The organism is Achromobacter xylosoxidans (genome assembly GCF_014490035.1).
In the GTDB taxonomy this organism is placed as follows: Bacteria; Pseudomonadota; Gammaproteobacteria; order Burkholderiales; family Burkholderiaceae_B; genus Achromobacter; species Achromobacter bronchisepticus_A.
This window is the reverse complement of record NZ_CP061008.1, coordinates 2079264-2096269: the sequence shown is the minus strand read 5'-3', so window position 1 is coordinate 2096269 and position 17006 is coordinate 2079264. Positions and strand designations below refer to the sequence as shown.

The 17006-nt window shown below is 65.8% G+C and carries 20 protein-coding genes; 11 read left to right on the top strand and 9 right to left on the bottom strand.

The window, feature by feature from the left end; genetic code table 11:
* Positions 1-101: 101 nt before the first annotated feature.
* Complete coding sequence (locus tag IAG39_RS09780; RefSeq protein WP_118933176.1) at positions 102-329, top strand: endopeptidase; 228 nt, start codon at positions 102-104, stop codon at positions 327-329.
* Positions 330-568: 239 nt separating this feature from the next.
* On the opposite strand, the gene bamC is transcribed toward IAG39_RS09780, so the two are convergent.
* The 4 genes from bamC to IAG39_RS09760 all read right to left on the bottom strand — a co-directional run bounded on the left by bamC (position 569) and on the right by IAG39_RS09760 (position 4047).
* Entirely contained in the window at positions 569-1693 is a 1125-nt protein-coding gene (bamC, locus tag IAG39_RS09775) for an outer membrane protein assembly factor BamC (protein ID WP_059371942.1), read from the bottom strand.
* Between the two features lie 17 nt (positions 1694-1710).
* The gene (gene dapA / locus IAG39_RS09770) at positions 1711-2616 is read right to left on the bottom strand and encodes a 4-hydroxy-tetrahydrodipicolinate synthase (protein WP_059371940.1); all 906 of its coding nucleotides are present in this window, start codon (positions 2614-2616) and stop codon (positions 1711-1713) included.
* Positions 2617-2703: 87 nt separating this feature from the next.
* Entirely contained in the window at positions 2704-3351 is a 648-nt protein-coding gene (locus IAG39_RS09765; RefSeq protein ID WP_059371937.1) for a site-2 protease family protein, read from the bottom strand.
* Between the two features lie 69 nt (positions 3352-3420).
* Positions 3421-4047, bottom strand: a complete 627-nt coding sequence (locus IAG39_RS09760; RefSeq protein WP_059371935.1) for an L-threonylcarbamoyladenylate synthase — start codon at positions 4045-4047, stop codon at positions 3421-3423.
* A gap of 86 nt (positions 4048-4133) precedes the next feature.
* Between IAG39_RS09760 and IAG39_RS09755 the strand changes: the two genes are divergently transcribed.
* The 3 genes from IAG39_RS09755 to IAG39_RS09745 all read left to right on the top strand — a co-directional run bounded on the left by IAG39_RS09755 (position 4134) and on the right by IAG39_RS09745 (position 6469).
* The gene (locus IAG39_RS09755; protein ID WP_059371933.1) at positions 4134-4988 is read left to right on the top strand and encodes a neutral zinc metallopeptidase; all 855 of its coding nucleotides are present in this window, start codon (positions 4134-4136) and stop codon (positions 4986-4988) included.
* Positions 4989-5171: 183 nt separating this feature from the next.
* Positions 5172-5708, top strand: coding sequence for a hypothetical protein (locus tag IAG39_RS09750; RefSeq protein ID WP_054453268.1), 537 nt, complete (start codon positions 5172-5174; stop codon positions 5706-5708).
* Positions 5705-6469 carry a DUF1828 domain-containing protein gene (locus IAG39_RS09745; RefSeq protein ID WP_059371932.1) on the top strand — a complete coding sequence of 255 codons (765 nt, stop codon included), beginning with the start codon at positions 5705-5707 and terminating at the stop codon, positions 6467-6469. Before IAG39_RS09750 ends, IAG39_RS09745 begins: the two co-directional genes overlap by 4 nt.
* A gap of 7 nt (positions 6470-6476) precedes the next feature.
* On the opposite strand, the gene IAG39_RS09740 is transcribed toward IAG39_RS09745, so the two are convergent.
* Together IAG39_RS09740 and IAG39_RS09735 are read right to left on the bottom strand one after the other, a co-directional pair.
* Positions 6477-6749 (bottom strand): hypothetical protein, encoded by a 273-nt coding sequence (locus tag IAG39_RS09740; RefSeq protein ID WP_054453716.1) that lies wholly within the window; start codon positions 6747-6749, stop codon positions 6477-6479.
* A 271-nt stretch (positions 6750-7020) separates the two neighbouring features.
* Positions 7021-7758, bottom strand: coding sequence for an ArsR/SmtB family transcription factor (locus IAG39_RS09735; RefSeq protein ID WP_118933177.1), 738 nt, complete (start codon positions 7756-7758; stop codon positions 7021-7023).
* An 88-nt stretch (positions 7759-7846) separates the two neighbouring features.
* On the opposite strand from IAG39_RS09735, the gene IAG39_RS09730 reads away from it, so the two are divergent.
* On the top strand, positions 7847-9115 hold the full coding sequence (locus IAG39_RS09730; protein ID WP_118933178.1) for an MFS transporter: 1269 nt from the start codon (positions 7847-7849) through the stop codon (positions 9113-9115).
* Here IAG39_RS09730 and IAG39_RS09725 read toward each other — a convergent pair.
* The 3 genes from IAG39_RS09725 to IAG39_RS09715 all read right to left on the bottom strand — a co-directional run bounded on the left by IAG39_RS09725 (position 9075) and on the right by IAG39_RS09715 (position 10539).
* On the bottom strand, positions 9075-9707 hold the full coding sequence (locus IAG39_RS09725; RefSeq protein WP_118933228.1) for an FMN-binding negative transcriptional regulator: 633 nt from the start codon (positions 9705-9707) through the stop codon (positions 9075-9077). The two genes, IAG39_RS09730 and IAG39_RS09725, sit on opposite strands and share 41 nt — an antisense overlap.
* Before the next feature lie 96 nt (positions 9708-9803).
* Positions 9804-10292 carry a GNAT family N-acetyltransferase gene (locus IAG39_RS09720; protein WP_118933179.1) on the bottom strand — a complete coding sequence of 163 codons (489 nt, stop codon included), beginning with the start codon at positions 10290-10292 and terminating at the stop codon, positions 9804-9806.
* Positions 10293-10344: 52 nt separating this feature from the next.
* A complete protein-coding gene (locus IAG39_RS09715) occupies positions 10345-10539 on the bottom strand; it encodes a hypothetical protein (RefSeq protein WP_054453278.1) in 195 nt (64 codons plus the stop codon).
* 271 nt (positions 10540-10810) lie between these two features.
* Between IAG39_RS09715 and IAG39_RS09710 the strand changes: the two genes are divergently transcribed.
* From IAG39_RS09710 to IAG39_RS09685, 6 genes are all read left to right on the top strand, one after another.
* Positions 10811-11506 carry a DUF3313 domain-containing protein gene (locus tag IAG39_RS09710; protein WP_059371924.1) on the top strand — a complete coding sequence of 232 codons (696 nt, stop codon included), beginning with the start codon at positions 10811-10813 and terminating at the stop codon, positions 11504-11506.
* A gap of 209 nt (positions 11507-11715) precedes the next feature.
* Positions 11716-11883: a hypothetical protein gene (locus tag IAG39_RS09705; RefSeq protein ID WP_165867876.1), complete on the top strand. Its 168-nt coding sequence runs from the start codon at positions 11716-11718 to the stop codon at positions 11881-11883.
* Positions 11884-11988: 105 nt separating this feature from the next.
* Positions 11989-13632: a hypothetical protein gene (locus IAG39_RS09700; protein WP_118933180.1), complete on the top strand. Its 1644-nt coding sequence runs from the start codon at positions 11989-11991 to the stop codon at positions 13630-13632.
* 69 nt (positions 13633-13701) lie between these two features.
* Complete coding sequence (locus tag IAG39_RS09695) at positions 13702-14604, top strand: LysR family transcriptional regulator (protein WP_118933181.1); 903 nt, start codon at positions 13702-13704, stop codon at positions 14602-14604.
* A gap of 189 nt (positions 14605-14793) precedes the next feature.
* The gene (locus tag IAG39_RS09690) at positions 14794-15732 is read left to right on the top strand and encodes a hydroxymethylglutaryl-CoA lyase (protein ID WP_118933182.1); all 939 of its coding nucleotides are present in this window, start codon (positions 14794-14796) and stop codon (positions 15730-15732) included.
* Between the two features lie 53 nt (positions 15733-15785).
* On the top strand, positions 15786-16964 hold the full coding sequence (locus IAG39_RS09685; protein ID WP_118933183.1) for a CaiB/BaiF CoA transferase family protein: 1179 nt from the start codon (positions 15786-15788) through the stop codon (positions 16962-16964).
* Positions 16965-17006: the final 42 nt, after the last annotated feature.

Below are 17006 nucleotides of genomic sequence, written 5' to 3'. Positions count from 1 at the left end.
CTTTTTAAATTTCATACGCGTTGCGCCCGCGTGTTCCTGTAGCCTGACTTCTGGTTTCCCCTAATGGGGTTTCAAGAGTCGTCATCTACAGGAGTCTAAAAATGATGAGCAAAACCTTGATTATTGCCTCGGTGCTGGCCGTCGCGCTGAGCGCCTGCAACAAGAAGGAAGATGCCCCGGCGCCCGCGACCAACCCCGCTCCGGGCGCAAGCACGCCCGCCCCCTCCACGACGCCCCCGGCCACCTCGCCGGCTCCGGCGCCCACGCCCAACACCACGCCGGGTGGCGGTTCGACCACCCCGGGCGGCTCGACCACGCCCGCGTCCTAATAAAAACTCAGCGACGAACCCCCGCTCTGAGGACGCAAGAAAAAGCCCCGGCTTTGCAGCCGGGGCTTTTTTGCGCCCGGAGGGCATATGCGCAAGGTGCGGCAAACGCACGCCCTCGCGGCGCGAAGCTCGCCCTCCCTGCGGCACGCAAGAACCTCAAAGCGTGTCCGACAAAAAAAGAGGCCCCCGCAGGGGCCTCTCTTGTGCGGGCCTGCGCGTGAGCGCAGAACCGTCTGGTCTTACATCTTGTCCTTCAGCACGCTCAGCAGACGCTGGGCGGTGGCGCTATTGTCGCGCGCGCCATTGGCATCCAGCACGGTCACCACGGTCTGGTCGCCGCTGGCGGCCAGGTGGATACGGTACTGAGGCGCCTCGGCCTTCTTGTCGCCCGAGAACATGCGGCTGAAGAAGCCCGGCTGCTCCATCTTTTCGCCCGTGTCGGTGTCGACATAGCGGACGAAGTAGTCGCCAGCGGAGCGGTCGCGGTCGTCCACGGCGAAGCCGCCGCCATCCAGCGCCACGCCGACACGGCGCCAGGCGCGGTCGTACGATTCGGCAACGAGCAGCGAGGCACCCTGGGCGCGGACGTCCTGCTGCACGGCGGGTTTCTGCGGCGCGGCCTCGGCCTGCTGCACCAGCTTGCGGGCGTTGTCGACGTCGGAGCCCAGATAGACCATCATGCGCGCCAGCATGGCGGCGTTCAGGCCCGGGTCTTCCTTGCCGTTCTGCCATTGCACCTGCATGCCGTCGGCGCCGACGCGCTTCTCAAGCATCTGGCGATGGCTGACGTAGACCTCGGTGTGGCCGTTCACGCGTTCGACGCGCGTACGGAATTTCTCGCGCTCGCCGCTGTCCCAGGCCGACTCCAGCACCGCGCCCAACGCTTGGCGCAGCCAGCTTTCCGGGATCTTGGCGCGGTTTTCTGCCCAGTCGGTTTCGATCAGGCCTGCGCTCGGGTTGTTGCTTGCCACGGTGAAACCGCTTTCGGTCCAGAAGTCCACCAGACGCGGGAACACGTCTTCGGGAGCACGGTCCACGACCAGCCAGCGCAGGTCGCCGTCACGCTCGACACGCATGTCCTGGCGGCCGGGGAGCACGTTGCTGGTCTTGGGCTGGGAAGCTTGCGCCTGGCCCTGTTGCTGGAACTGCGAATAAGTGGTGGAGCCCGAAGCGGGCGCGCGATAGCGCGGATCGCTGTTGGCCTGGGTCAGGTCGGGGGGAATGCTGAGCGGCTCCCCACGCTGGGTGACGGCGCTCTTGTAGTTGACGGACTCTTCATTGCCCAGGAATTGATTGACCTCACTGCAACCGGCCAACAACACCAGAGACATCAATGCCGACAAACCGGCATGACGCTTGTTCATACGTATCCTCACGATATTTAGAGCAGGCCCGTTTCCTGGAGCGCGGCGCGCACGGTCGCGTGGTGCTGCGCCCCCAGCTCAACCAGCGGCAGCCGGTAGCCCAGTGCGCTGCGGCCCATTTCGGCCAACGCCCACTTGACGGGGATGGGGTTGGCTTCCACGAACAAAGCCTTGTTCAGACGCGCCAGGTACGCGTTAAGTTCACGCACCTTCGGCACATTGCCGGCCAGGGCGGCGGCACAGAGCTCACGCATGAGCTTGGGCGCCACGTTGGCCGTAACGGAAATATTGCCGCGCGCGCCCAGCAGGATCAGGGCGGCGGCGGTGGGGTCATCGCCGCTGAAGACCTGGAAGCTGGCCGGCGCTTCGCGCAGCAGCAGGCCGCCGCGGGCGATATCGCCCGTGGCGTCCTTGATGCCGATGATGCCCGGCACCTGCGCCAGGCGCAGGACCGTTTCGTTGCTCATGTCGGCAACGGTACGGCCCGGCACGTTGTACAGGATGGTGGGCAGATCGACGGCTTCCGCGATGGTGCGGAAGTGACGGTACAAACCTTCTTGCGAGGGCTTGTTGTAATAGGGAACGACCGACAGGCCAGCCTGCGCGCCCACGGCCTTGGCGTGGCGCGTCAGGTGGATGGCTTCGTCGGTGGAGTTGGCGCCCACGCCGGCGATGACCGGAATGCGGCCCGCAGCGTGTTCGACCGCAACGCGGATCAGCTCCGCATGTTCTTCCATGGAGACCGTGGGCGACTCCCCGGTGGTGCCGACCACCACCAGTGCGTCGGTTCCTTCCTGGATATGCCAGTCAATCAGCGACCGGTAGGCCGCGTAGTCCAGACTGCCGTCGGGCTGCATGGGAGTGACCAGAGCCACCATGCTGCCTTGGAAATTAACGCCTGCGGCGGTTGCAGGGGATGCCATAAATGTAGGGCTCCAAAACCCCGTGGCGGGATGCCCCAGGGCCAGAATCAAAGAAACCGTTAAGTTTAACGGATATTGGCTGAAATCCTACAGAAACCACTGGACGATGGTCGTCCCCAGGGAGAGTACCGGCCGCATCAATAGCCAGAGCACATCCGTCACCAGCAAGATGACGACGATCACCAGGCCATACGGCTCTATTTTCGAGTATTGCCAGGCCAGGCGGTTGGGCAGCAGGCTGAAGAGGATGCGTCCCCCGTCCAACGGCAGGATGGGCAGCAGGTTCAAGGCCATCAGCACCAGGTTGACGTTCACGCCGGCCACGGCCATTTCGAACCAGAACGATTCCTGCAGGCCGGACTCCAGGAAGATGCGCAGCGAAAACGCCCACAGGACGGCCATGAACAGGTTGGCGGCGGGTCCCGCCAGCGCCACCCACAGCATGTCCTGCTTGGGCCGGCGCAAGCGGCCGAAATCCACCGGCACGGGCTTGGCCCAGCCGAACAGCATGCCCGGACTGCCCAAAAGCTTGGAGGCCAGCAGGATCGCCACCGGCACCAGCAGCGTGCCGACCGGATCGATGTGCCGCGCGGGATTCAGGCTGACGCGTCCAGCCTGATAGGCCGTGGGGTCGCCGAACATCCGCGCGACGTAGCCGTGCGCGGCTTCGTGCAAGGTGATGGCGAAGATGACCGGTATCGCGTAGACCGCAATGGTTTGGATGATGTCATTCATGGCGAACCGGATTGTAGATGAGCCGCGCGCCGGCGCATGCCGGCGTGCAGATCGGCGCGGCGGGCGCGCTCAGGCAAGACCGAGGGTGGCAGGATCGCCGCGTCCGACGCGCACAACCACCGGGTCGTCGCCGGTGAGGTCGATCACGGTGGTGGGCGATTGCGGGCAAGCGCCCGCGTCGATGATGGCCGCCAGGGAGTGCTCATAGCGTTCGCGGATTTCTTCCGCGTCGTTCAACGCTTCGGTCTCGTCCTTGGGGATGAGCGTGGTGGACAGCAAGGGCGCCCCCACCTGCTCCAGCAGGCCCAGCATGACGGGATGGTCCGGTACCCGGATGCCGATGGTCTTGCGCGACGGATGCGAAACGCGGCGCGGCACTTCCTTGGTGGCTTCCAGGATGAAGGTCCAGGGTCCCGGCGTCGCGGCTTTCAGCAGGCGGTACTGGCGGTTGTCGACGCGCGCGAAGTGGCCGATTTCGGCCAGGTCGCGGCACAGCAGCGTGAGATGATGGCGTTCGTCCAGGCCACGCAACCGCCGCAGTCCGTCGGCGGCGTTCTTGTCGTCCAGCCGCGCGACCACGGCATAGCTCGAATCGGTAGGCACCGCGACCAGCCCGCCATCGGCCAGCCATTGGGCCGCCTGCTTCAGCAGGCGCGGTTGCGGATTCGCGGGATGAATATCGAAATACAAGGCCATGGGTTTATCCTAACACTCTTGAAGGCCGCTCAGTACAGAGCGGCGATGCAAAATGGCGGGAACGCCGACCCGCCCGGAGAAACAGTATGCGCCTTGATGACTCGCGCGAAAGCGACAATGTGGAAGACCGCCGCGCAGGCGGCCCACGCATCGGCGGCCGCGGCACCATCGGCATAGGCACGATCGTGCTGGCCCTGGTCGCCATGTATTTCGGCGTGGATCCCAGCGTGGTCCTGCAAATGGCCGAAGGCCCGCCCGTGCAGCAACAGCAGGGCCCCGCCACCCGTCCGCCCGCCAACGACAAGCAGGCAGTGTTCGTCTCGAAGGTGCTGGGCGAAACCGAAGACACCTGGAGCGCCATTTTCCAGAAGGACCTGAACCGCCAATATGTGGCGCCCAAGCTGGTGCTGTTCCGCGGCGCCACGCCCACGGCCTGCGGCACCGGACAGTCGGCCATGGGGCCGTTCTACTGCCCGGGCGACAGCAAGGTGTACATCGACCTGGCGTTCTTCGACGAATTGCAGAACCGCTTCAAGGCGCCGGGCGATTTCGCCCAGGCCTATGTCATCGCGCACGAGGTCGGCCATCACGTCCAGCATCTGCTGGGCATCTCGGACCAGGTGGACAATCTGCGCCGCCGCAATCCTGCGCAGGCCAATGCCCTGTCGGTGCGCATGGAACTGCAGGCCGACTGCTTCGCCGGCCTGTGGGCGCAGCGCGCCAATGCGGCGCGCAACATACTGGAAAGCGGCGACGTGGAAGAAGCCCTGACCGCCGCCACCGCGATCGGCGACGACCGCCTGCAAAAGCAGAGCCAGGGCTATGTGGTGCCCGACTCCTTCACCCACGGCTCGTCGGCCCAGCGCGTGCGCTGGTTCAAGCGCGGGCTGGAGAGCGGCAGCATCAAGCAGTGCGACACGTTCGGCGCCAGCTCGCTATAGCCGCGTGAACAAGCCTCGATGCGCCGCTGGTTGCGCTGTACATCCATACAGCAAAACGGGCGGCGCAGTCTTCATCTTGTAAGATTACGCCCCCTCGCAGTGTTGCGCGTGCGCCCGCCGCCGCGCGGCGTTTGCCAGGCGCGCTGCCCGGCGCGCGCATTTCCAAGACCCTAGATCAGTTCCATGGCCAACAAGTTCGAACCGTTAATCACCGTTGATGAGGTGCAAGAGATTCTTGCCGAACCCAAGGAAACCGTAAAACCGATCGCCTGGGTCCCCAAGCCCGCCGCCAGCAATCTCCAATGGATGGAATTCGCCTGTGCCTGCCGGGTCAAGGGTGAAGTGCGCGAAGACGTGATCTTCCGCGCCACCTATCGCGGCGCGCGCACGGCAGTGCATGGCCAGGCCACCATTTTCCTGGCCGAGGCGTTCTGCGCCAGCCTCTTCGTGGGTCCGCACCGCGTGTTCGGCGTGGACACCGACGACTCCTTCCATACCAGCCTGGTGGGCGAAGGCCGGCCACAGTACCGCAAGCCGCTTGCGGACCGCAGCCATGAACACATCTGGGTGGACGATGGCGAAGGCTACGCCGAGCCCATCGTGCCTGCCCTGCAGAATATCGGCGCGCTGATGCAATACTTCCTGCCGCGGGCGAACCTGACGCTCACCGGCGGATTCGCGCATCCCCTCAAAGGCCGCCAAATCGAACTGATCCTATGAGCACTTTCCTGGAAGCCTCCGGCTGGACCGTCCTGCCGGCGGGCGAGCACGCCATCCGCGCCATATCGCCCATGACCCTGGGCCTGGACGGGCAGCATGCGGCCTTCTTCATCGCGCATCCCGACGAGTCCACGTTCTACCTCACCGACGCCTGTGAGACCGCGATGCACGCGTCCAGCTATGGCATCGACCTGGCGGCCAAGCGCATCGACATCCTGAATGAAACGCCGGGCGTCAGCCTGGCGCACTTCGACCGCGACGGCGCCATCGTCGCCAGCGGTCCCAACGAACAGCTGCAGGAAGCGCTGTGGGACGCGGTCAAGCTGGCGATGGCCCTGTCGTTCCAGTGCGCCAAGTGGATGCCGAAGTTCAGCCAGCTGCGCTTCCGCGCGCAGGTCGGACGGGCGTTGACGGCGGGCGTGGGCGTGAACCGCATGGTCAAGGGCGCGCGCGCCAAGGGCAGCAGCGGCCACACGGCCGATTTCGCCTTCGCCGTGCGCGCCGCCAGCAGCACCGCGCTGACGTACATCGAACCGATCGCCCTGAAGGCCGGCAAGAAAATGGACTGGACGCAGGTCTACCAGACCCACGGCAAGATGTCGGACGTGAAGATGGCGGACGCGCGCAACTCGCGCATGGTCATCCTGGAGGACGGCGCCTCGGCCGAGGAATTCAAGAAAGCCGTGACCATCCTGGAACAGTCCGCGACCGTGCAGACGCTGGCCAAGACGCGCGATTGGCGGGAAGTCTTTTCCGGCTAGGACGGCGTCAGGCTGGCAGGTTGGTCAGGCCGTCGACGATTTCGCGGCCGTGCAGGATCGCTGCATGCACCGCTTCGCGCGGACTGTAGACAAAGCCGCCCTCGGCAAAACGCGGAACCGGATATTCGTCGCCGCCTTCGAGCACGGCGCCTGCCTGGACCACCATCACCGACGCTATGAATACGGGGCCGCTGGATTGCGCCTGAACCTCGGCGTCTGCGCCCCGGGACACTTTGGCCGTCAGCCGGTATCCCTTGTAGATCAAGTTGTTCTGATGCACTTCGGATGCCCTCTTTCTGCGACCCAGCATACCCCGCTTGTCCATGACAGTTCGGATATGTTTTGTAACGTAGGCAGAAAATAGAAACACTGTTGCAGCGCAAGAATTGTGTCCCCGTTTTTTGAGGACGCTGCGCGCGAAGCACCTGCGCACCGCATGGCCAGGGTTGGCGCGGCTTGCGGCGCGACGCGGGATGCTGTCGCGACCCGCCGCCGCACAGGTTCACGGGGATTTCCCTAGATCTGTTGCATATGCACACCTTGTTGCGGCTTCAAGCCGCAACATGGCGGTCGTGCTGCGCAGTCGCTGCGGCCGGCTGCTCACCGGCCGGTCCAAAGAAAGCGGGAAACTGCTTTTCGCCCTTTTTCGTGACGCTCAGCGCACGTGAATCCAGATCCTTGCTGATCCACCCCCGGCGCGTCAGCGCCTCCAACAGCGCCGCGCCCAAGGCGCCGCCCAGATGCGAGCGGCGCTCGCTCCAGTCCAGGCAGGAACAGGCGAAGCGCCGCCGGCGTTGGCGCGCCTGCGACACGTCCACGCCTATCTGCGCCAGCGCCGCCTCGCCCAACGGCGTCAGCAGGTAATCGCGCCCGTCCGCCGTAAGCCATTGGCGCGACAGCATGGCGTCATGGATGCGCACGGCCAGCGTGCCCGCCATGTGGTCATAACAGGTGCGCGCCTCCCGCAGCGCCGACGGCGTGCTGGGTTTGAACGGCACGCGTTCCGCGCCAGCCACCACCAGCAAGGCCTCCAGCGCGTGTCCGACCTCGCTGTTGGCCAGGCGGTAGTAGCGGTGCTTGCCCTGCACGGCCATTTCCACCAGCCCTTGTTCCCGCAGGCGCAGGAAATGGCTGCTGGCGGTGGAGGCGCCGATGTCGGCGGCAGCCGCCAGTTCGGTCGCGGTGCGCGCGCGGCCGTCCAGCAGCACGCACAGCATGCGGGCGCGGGCCGGATCGGCGATGGCGCCAGCCACGGCGGAAAGATTGATGTCGGCGAACTCGGATTCCATGATTCGTCACAGACCAAAGTGTTGTGTGCAGAGTCAAGCATACTGCGACTCAACACAACAAGACAGCAGCCGGCCTGCCCGGACACCCATGCCCGCATCCCGGAAATTCTTCGGCTGGACAGTGCTTTACGCCACCTTCGTGCTGGCGATCTTCGGCTGGGGCGTCGGCTTCTACGGCCCGCCCGTCTTCCTGCATGCCGTGGCGCAGCGTACAGGCTGGGGCGTGGCCCTGGTATCCGGCGCCGTCACGCTGCACTTTCTTTGCGGCACCGTGGTGGTCGCCAACCTGCCGCGTCTGTACCGGCGCTGCGGCGTGCCGGCAGTCACGCTGGGCGGCGCCGTGCTGCTGGCGTTCGGCGTGGGCGGCTGGGCCACGGCCGCGCAGCCCTGGCAGCTCTACGCAGCCGCGCTGTTCTCGGGCATGGGCTGGGTGACATTGGGAGCCGCCGCCGTCAATGCGTTGATCTCACCCTGGTTCGTGCGCCGCCGCCCCGCCGCGCTGGGCATGGCCTACAACGGCGCCAGCGTCGGCGGCATCGTCTTTTCGCCCTTGTGGGTTTACCTGATCGGCCAGGCGGGATTTGACCAGGCGGCCTTGTGGGTGGGCGCGGCGATGGTGGCGGTGATCGCCGTGCTGTCGCGCCAGGTGTTTGCCCTGACGCCGCAACAGCTCGGCCAAGAGCCGGATGGCGCTTGCGCTGCGACTCAGGCGCCGGCGGCTGCGGCAGGCATCGCCCCGCCCGCGCCGGTGGCGGACCTGTGGCGCAACCGCGCCTTTCTCACCTTGGCTGCCGGCATGGCGCTGGGCCTGTTCGCCCAGATCGGTCTGATCGCGCATCTGCTGTCCCTGCTGGCGCCGCTGCTGGGTGCGCAGACTGCCGGCCTGGCAATGGGCCTGGCCACGGCCGCGGCCATAGGCGGGCGCACGCTCGTCGGTTGGCTGATGCCTGCCGGCACGGACCGGCGCAAAGTCGCCTGCCTGGCCTATGCCATCCAGATCGCCGGTTCGTTGATTCTGATGTTGGCCGCCGAGCACGCCTGGGCCATCTGGCTGGGCGTTCTGCTGTTCGGCTCAGGCATAGGGAACGCGACCTCGCTGCCGCCGTTGATCGCGCAGACAGAGTTCGCCCGCGAAGACGCGCAACGTGTGGTCCCGCTGATCGTCGCCATGTCGCAAGGCGCCTACGCCTTCGCGCCCGCGTCGTTCGGCATGCTGCGGGCATGGTCCGAACAGGCCGGACAGCCGCTGCTCTGGTTCCTGGCGGCGGCGGCCTGCCTGCAGGCTGCCGCCATCGCCAGTTTCGCGTGGGGGCGGATTACTCCAGCCCGCCGCGGCGGGCAACCAGCCCGGCCATGACCGCATCGCCGTTTTCCGCCGCCAGGCCTTCGGCCACGCCGCGCCTGTCGGCAAGCGTGCGGTTTTGACTGACCTTCCATTTGCCTTCGATGCGCGCAATGGGGATCTCCACGCCGACGATGGCACGCATCTGGGCGGCGATGAAATCCGCAGGCGCGTCGGCCACGCGCCAAGGCTGCGCGCGCGCCCTTTCCTGGCTGTCGGTCAGCGCATCCAGCTGGGCCCGCAGCCAGGCCGGATCATCCTGGATCACCGGCACGCCCCAGGCGTGCACGGCAACGAAGTTCCAGGTGGGCACGACCTTGTGCGTCTCGGCCTTGGTCGGATACCAGGACGGCGTGACGTAAGCCTGCGGCCCATGGAAGACGACCAGGCATTCGCGGCCTGCAGCCAGGTTGGCAAGCTGCGGATTGGCGCGAGCCACGTGCAGGCGCAATACGCCATGCGGCCCCTCGGGATAGAGCAAACAGGGAATGTGGTTCGCCATCAGCCCCCCATCCCCGCTGGTCGTGAGCACGCCCAGGGGGTGGGCGCGGATGAATTCGTGCTGGACTTCGGGCGAGTCTTCGCGAAAGGCGGACGGCAGATACATGGCGGGTTCGGCGGTAGCGGCTGAAAACCACAACATACCGCCATCGTGGCTCCATTTCCAGGACCAGCCAAGGCTATTTTCATGGAGCCAGAAGCATCAGACCGGCAAGGGCTTTTCCAGCAGGACGGTAGTGAAGCCGCAGTCCCATTCCTCGTCAGGATAGGTATCGATCTCGGCGTAGCCGTGCTTGCCATAGAACTGGCGGCTGCGCATGTTGAAAGAATCCGTCTCCAGCCGCGCGCGTGCGAATCCCGCGCCCTGGATCGCCGCTTCCATCCATGCCAGCAAGGCGCCGCCAACGCCCTGCCCTTGCCTTGCGGGATGCACGTGCAAGGCCCAGATGAAGTCGTTCTCCCAATCCGCCATGCCTGCCAGCACGCCGTCGATTTCGCACACCATGAAAAGACTGCCCCTGGCGCTCACATACTGGGCCGTCTTGCCGCTGGCGCGGAACTGCTGGTCCCTTTCCGCCGTCATTTCCGGCATCCATGTGCTTTCGTAGGTGCGCATCAGCAGGTCTTCGAGCATGACTGCGTCCTCAGGCCGGGCCGGCCTGATCATGAATTTCTGTTGTTGGTCCGTCATGCGCGGCAGTGTAGCAATGCCCGCCGCGGCCGCCGGGCAAAGATGCGCGCGCTTATCGTCGCACGCGCTCGTATGCCTGGTTCATGCGATCCCGCGCCCCGGTTTCGTTGGCGTAGGCGCGATCATAGTTGTCCAGGCAATCCTGGGTGGGATTCGGCCACTTGATCGCGGCGATCGCGGCGGTGAGCTCGTCGCGGGCCCGTTGCCAGTCCTTGACGGCGGCATACCATTGCTTGGCAGTGTCCATAGTTGTCTCCCTATGTTCACTCGTCCATCGTAGTCCCGCGGCGGCTTTCCGCGGCAGCTATTACGGCTTACCCGCTATGGAGCCTTCGACGCCCCCTCGATCCTTTGTTTCAGTTTTCCCAAAATGGAATTCTGCTTTGCAACGAAACGGGGTGTCCATCCGAGCCAAAGCGGGAAATCCGGCGCGAAACGGGGCAATAATTGGGCCGCCCGCGGCGCGCGCACGGTCTTTCCATCTGCAGCCCGGGCGCCATTTTCAGGAAGAGAAGAATATGAAGATCCGTCTCGCTCTGGCCGCCTGCTGTGCAGTGATCGGCCTTGCCGGCTGCACCAACCTGCCCAAGCCGCAGAACTATTCCACGTCCCTGGGTGAAAACCAAAGCCGGCTGAAACAGGATCCCGACTGGAGCGCCGGCATGGTCTGGGTTCGCCCCGGCCCGCCCATCGGCAGCCAGTACCCGAAAAAAATCATCCTGGAGCCGGTGCAATACATCCAGGGCGACCGGCCGGACGAGCTGGACCTGAAGGCCGACAGCGCCATGCGCGAGCGTGTGCTGGCCTACCTGAATGAAGCGATACGGCGCGAGTTCGAGCAAGCCGGCTATCAATTGCTGACCCGGCCTGCGCCGCACGCGCTGCGCCTGAGCGCGGCCATCACCGGCACCTTCCGCAACGAGCGCGACCCCAGGATTACCGAGTACATCCCCATCGGTTTCGTGATCGGCCAGACCGTCAAGGCGGCCGGTTACCGCGATCAGTCCGCGCGCCTGCTGCTCGAAGCCGCGCTACGCGACGCCAACACCAACGAACTTCTGATCACCTCGCTGGGCACCGTCACGGGCGGCAATCTGCCCGCTGACCGCAAGCCCACCGTGGACGACGTGCGCAGCGCCATCGACGATTGGGCGCACCACGCGCGCGAACAGTTCGACCGCATCTGGCTTGAGGACAGGCCCGAAGCTGGCTAGACCGCGCATCAGCACAGGAAGGAGTGTCCTATCAGCTATCAGTGTTGATGGGCCCTGATCCATCAGGGCGGAACAGAACGGGCTAAAGCGGGTCGAATCCATCGCATTTTTCACCTGAAAATCACGATGTGATGAATATTGACGTCAACCCTCACTTACCCAGTGCCACGGCTAATGCTACTGTTCCGCCTGTGCAAGGAGTACATGCAATGGATCAGAAAACCAAGCCCTGGGCTTTTCCCAAGCCGCATCCGGAAAATACCCCGCGGGGCGAACGCAACAAACAGGAGTTCGACGCTCCTGCCCAAGACCCGAAACCCGCGCCCAAGCCACGCGCGAAGAAGGAGACGCCGGCCGCCAGCCGGGCTCGCACATGAGCCCGGCCGGGCGCCCCGACCCGCTCCTCGAATAAGCTTATCCCGCCTGCCCATGGCCCTGCGCCCGCATTCGCGATCGACGGCGCTCGTATCGCGGAATCCAGCATGGCCATGATCGCCGATCCGCCGCTGCGAGGCAGCGGCAAGATTACCGGAGTGTTCTTCGACCCAGCAGGGGAAATCGCGGCCGTGGCCTCCGAGTTCCCCCTGCTCGCGCACCCTCGCGCCCGCGCGGCCTATGGCGGCCAAACGCTGCGCTATCGCGTGGCGCTGTACCGCCGCGGCAGCCCCATCCCGTTCGCGGCGTTCGACGAGCTGCGCCATCCTGTCAACCATGTCGCGTTCCATCCCGACCAATCCGTGGTCGCGATCGGCTCCGGCCGTTATGACGGCGGCTATCTGTTCGAAGGCGACCTGCAGGTCTGGGACTGGCGCAACGGACTCTCCCGCCGGTTCTTTCACAACATCCCCGAAGTTGCGCATTGCGCCTTCGACCCCGCGGGCGACGGGATCGAGGCGTGGGTGCGGCCCTGGGACGAGGAATGGGAAGGCCTGCCCGACGATCCGCCCGACGCCGCGTTCAGCACGCTGTATGTCGTGCGCGCGCCCTACGGCGAAGCAACCTGGTCCGATGCCGGACCGCGCGAACTGGAACTGTCGAGCGACGCCATCGCGCCGGCAGCAGATTCCCCCGCGCCTGCGCCTGAATCCCGCCTCGCGCAATGGCTTGGGCTGCCGCAACTGGCGAGCCGCAACGCCATCCACGATCTTGCGTGGCTGGACGCCAAGCGCATCGCGGTGGCGCATGGCGGCTGCCTGCTGGAAATCCACGGCGTCGAAGACGGCTTGATCGCCGCATACACCGGCGCCGGCCATGGCGCCGAGATCATCCGGGCGGCAGGCATCCATGTACACGTCGTGGAGCCCTCGACGCGGCCCGACATGAAGTGGCGCCAGGATTCCCGGCTGTATACGCTGACGGACAAAGGGCTGGACCTCGTCGGCGAGTACGACGGCGAATACACGTTCTCGGCCTCGTCACAAGGCGTAATGCTGGGCCGCAGAAACCGCATCCCCGCTACCAGAGGCGCACGCGACCTGCTGCGCGACCTGGGCTCGGGCGCCGAACTGCGCGTGGACCTGGGCCATTACGACTGCTTCAATCACTACATCCGCATCAGCGGCGCACCGTCGCCGTTCTGTGTGCAGGGCACGCCTGCAAGCTCCCATGAGGCCAAACGCCTGTGCATGGTCATGCCCGACGGCCAGATCAAACCGCTCTGGCCGGTGCTCAAGGCCAATGGCAAGCCCGACAGCCATGCCATGGAGCTTAGCGGCTGCTATGTCGAAGACGCGCAAGGCGCGGGCCTGGTCATCAGCGGGCGGCACTACTCTCCCGCCGTCAGCGCCGCCTGCGCCGGCTTCATCTATCGCAAGCCGCTGGAACGTGACCGCGAACGCTGGCGGCATCCCACCACCGCCTCGGCCAGCGCGGTCGTCTTCATGCCCGGCCCCGGGCTGGTCGCCGCCGCGTTCCTGGACGGCGGGCTGCTATTGCTGGATGCCGCTTCGGGTGAGATCCAATTGCGCGCCCGGATGCGGCTGGAAGGCCTGCCTACGCTGGTCTTCGCCCTCGATGCCCACGAGGAAAAGCTGGCTCTGGGAACGGCCGATGGCCGGATCGCCATCATCACGGTCGGCGAACTGCTGGCGCGCGGCGCGGCGCAGGAATGGGTGGAAATCGGCTAAGCGTAATCCCCTAGGCCGGCGGCGCTAGACTGCCGCTATCCTCGCGGACGTGTATCTCCGCGACTCCCCATGACCCCTCGTCTGGATCTGTATACCCTGCAGGTGTTCCTGGCCGTGCTGGAAGAAGGCAGCATCGCCGCCGCCGCCGCGCGCGAACATATCGCGCCATCGGCGCTATCGAAGCGCCTGTCCGAACTCGAACGCGTGCTGGACGTGGCGCTGTTCCAGCGCCATGCGCGCGGCGTGGAACCGACCAGCGCCGCACGCGCATTGGCGCGGCGCGCACGCGCGCTACTGCATCAAACCCAGGACCTGGCCGCGGAAATCCGCGACTACTCCGCCGGCCTGCGCGGCCGGGTGCGCGTCGCGGCCAACCTGTCTTCGATCGCGCAGTTCCTGCCGATGGAACTGCGCCGCTTCCTGACCCAGCACCCCAACGTGCAGATCGACCTGGAAGAATCCGTCAGCGCCGGCGTCACCCGCGCGGTGATCGACAATGCCGCCGACATCGGCGTCTATACCCAATCCGACGACGAAAACGGACTGGACATATTTCCCTACCACCGCGACGTCATGGCGCTGGTGGCGCCATCGGGGCACCCCTTATCGCGGCGCCGGCGGGTCTCTTTCGCCGATACGCTGGATTACGACCACGTCGGCATGCACCGGGGCAGCGCCGCGAACTATCTGTTCACGCGCGAAGCCGCTTCCATGAACCGTTCCCTGCGGCTGCGCTTCCAGGTCACCTCCTACGACGCGCTGGTGTCCATGGTGCGCGCGGACCTGGGAGTCGGCATCGTGCCCACCGAGGCCCTGTCCGCCTATGTGTGCAACGAGCTCTGCATCATTCCGCTTACCGACGCCTGGGCGCAGCGCCAACTGAAGTTGTGCGTGCGCAGCAATGAATCGCTATCGGGTGCCGCCCGGCTGCTGCTGGATCATCTGATCGCCGAAGCCGCAAAGCAGCAATAGGACGCGCGGGCCGGCCCGGGCGCGACGCCTGGATCCCGAGCCATCGCGTTTCGCGATCCCCCGCCGAAGATTCACGATTTGTCCTGCCTGGGTCCATCGCAGAAGATGGAGGCCGACCACCCATATCCCGGACATCGCCGCGCAAAGCCCTCGCGGGCGCAGGATCCGGATGCCAGGAGACGACCAGCCATGAGCCTTCCAGACCGAGTCGAAATCGTGGAAGTGGGCATGCGCGACGGATTGCAGATCGAATCCGAGTTCGTGCCCACCGACACCAAAATCCAGATCCTGAACGCGCTGATCGACGCAGGCGTGCGGCACTTCGAAGCCACCTCCTTCGTTTCGCCCCGCGCCGTGCCGCAGATGCGCGACGCGCAGGAAGTCCTGCAGGGCGTGCGCAAACGTCCGGGCGTGGTGCTGGGCGCGCTGGCGCCCAACCGCAAGGGCGTCGAACGCGCGCTGCAGTCGCAGGCCGACGAGATCGTCGTGTTCCTGTCCGCCACGGAAAGCCACAACACCAAGAACCTGAACCGCCCTGTCGAACAGTCGCTGCGCGACATCGAGGACATCGCGCAGCTGTTGAAAGAACACCCCATCAAGCGCAAGGGCGCCATTGCCGTCGCTTTCGGCTGCCCCTTCGAAGGCGACGTGGACCTGGGCCGCATCCGGACCATCTTCGACCACTTCGCGCGCCAGGGCTTCGATGCCGTGACCTTGGGCGACACCACCGGCATGGCCACGCCCCGGCTGGTGCGTCACACGGTCGAGACGCTGCGGGCCGATCATCCCGGCATCAAGATCTCGCTGCACTTCCACAACACGCGCGGCATCGGCCTGGTGAATGTGGTGGAAGGTCTGCGCGCCGGCGTGACGTCCTACGAATCCTCGCTGGCAGGGTTGGGCGGCTGCCCGTTCGCGCCGGGCGCCACCGGCAACATCTGCACCGAAGACCTGGTCTACCTGCTGGACGAGATGGGCGTGGACAGCGGCATCGATCTGGGCGCGCTGATCAAGGTGGCCCAACGGCTGGAAGGCATCGTCGGCCGCGGCCTGCCCGGCCAGTTGATGAAGGCGGGGCCGCGCCTGCGCCTGCACGACTACGCCGTGGCCGCCGGCGCGATCGGCTGAGCCAAAACGGGATCTTCGGGATAGCCAGAACGATAACCACGCACCAATACGCCATGCCACTTACCGGAATCCGCATCCTGGACCTGACACGTATCATCTCCGGGCCGTACTGCACATCCATACTGGCCGACATGGGCGCCGAAGTGATCAAGATCGAGGCGCCCGGCGAGGGCGACCCGATCCGCCGCCAAGGCGTGATCCGGGACGGCCTGAGCTGGTATTTCGCCAACTACAACCGCAACAAGCGGTCGGTGACGCTGGACCTGTACAGCGCCGAAGGCAAGGACATCCTGCGCCAGCTGATACCCCACTGCGACGTCGTGATCGAGAACTACCGGCCCGGCATCATGGACAAGATGGGCTTCGGCGACGAGGCGCTGAAAGCGTTGCGGCCGGACATCATCCATTGCAGCATCAACGGCTTCGGCGCGTCCGGCCCCTATCGCGACCGCCCCGCGTTCGACTTCATCGCCCAGGCCATGAGCGGCTTCATGAGCCTGAACGGCGGCGAAGACGATCCGCCCATGCGCGCGGGGCCCCCCATCAGCGACCTGGCCGCAGGCCTGAACGGCGCGCTCGGCGTGGTGGCTGCGCTGCTGCGCCGCGAACGCACCGGCCGCGGCGACTCCATCAGCGTCAGCCTGCTGTCCAGCATGATCGGGCTGCTGAGCTTCCAGGCGTCGAACTACTTCGCCAGCGGCGAGCTGCCTCCCCGCACCGGCAACGACCACGGCATCGTCGCGCCCTATGGGCTGTTCGAGACCGCCGACGGCCAGGTCGCGATCGCGCCGTCCAACGATGCCATGTACGAAAAGCTCCTGGACGCGCTGGAGCTGCCCGAACTGCGCGCGCATCCGGAATTCCAGGCCAACGCCGACCGCATGCTGAACCGCGCATCCATCAAGTCCGCCATCGAAGCCCGCACCCGCCAGAAGGACAGCCACTACTGGATCGAACGCCTGAACCGGTACGGTGTGCCCTGCGGACAGGTGCTGAACCTGCAGGACGTGTTCGACGACCCCCAGGTCGCGGACCAGCAGATGGCCATGGACGTTGCGCATCCCGATGGCCAGCAGGTGCGCATGCTGGGCTTTCCGATCAAGTTCGCCGAGGCGCCCTGCCAGGTCCGCAGCCCCGCGCCCGAGCTGGGCGCGGACACCGAATCGGTCCTGGAGGAACTGGGCCTGTCGCACGACCGGATCCGGGAACTCCGCGCGAAAGGAACCGTCTAGCCAACCAGGGGCCTGAACCCGCCCGCCGCAACCGAACCCGCA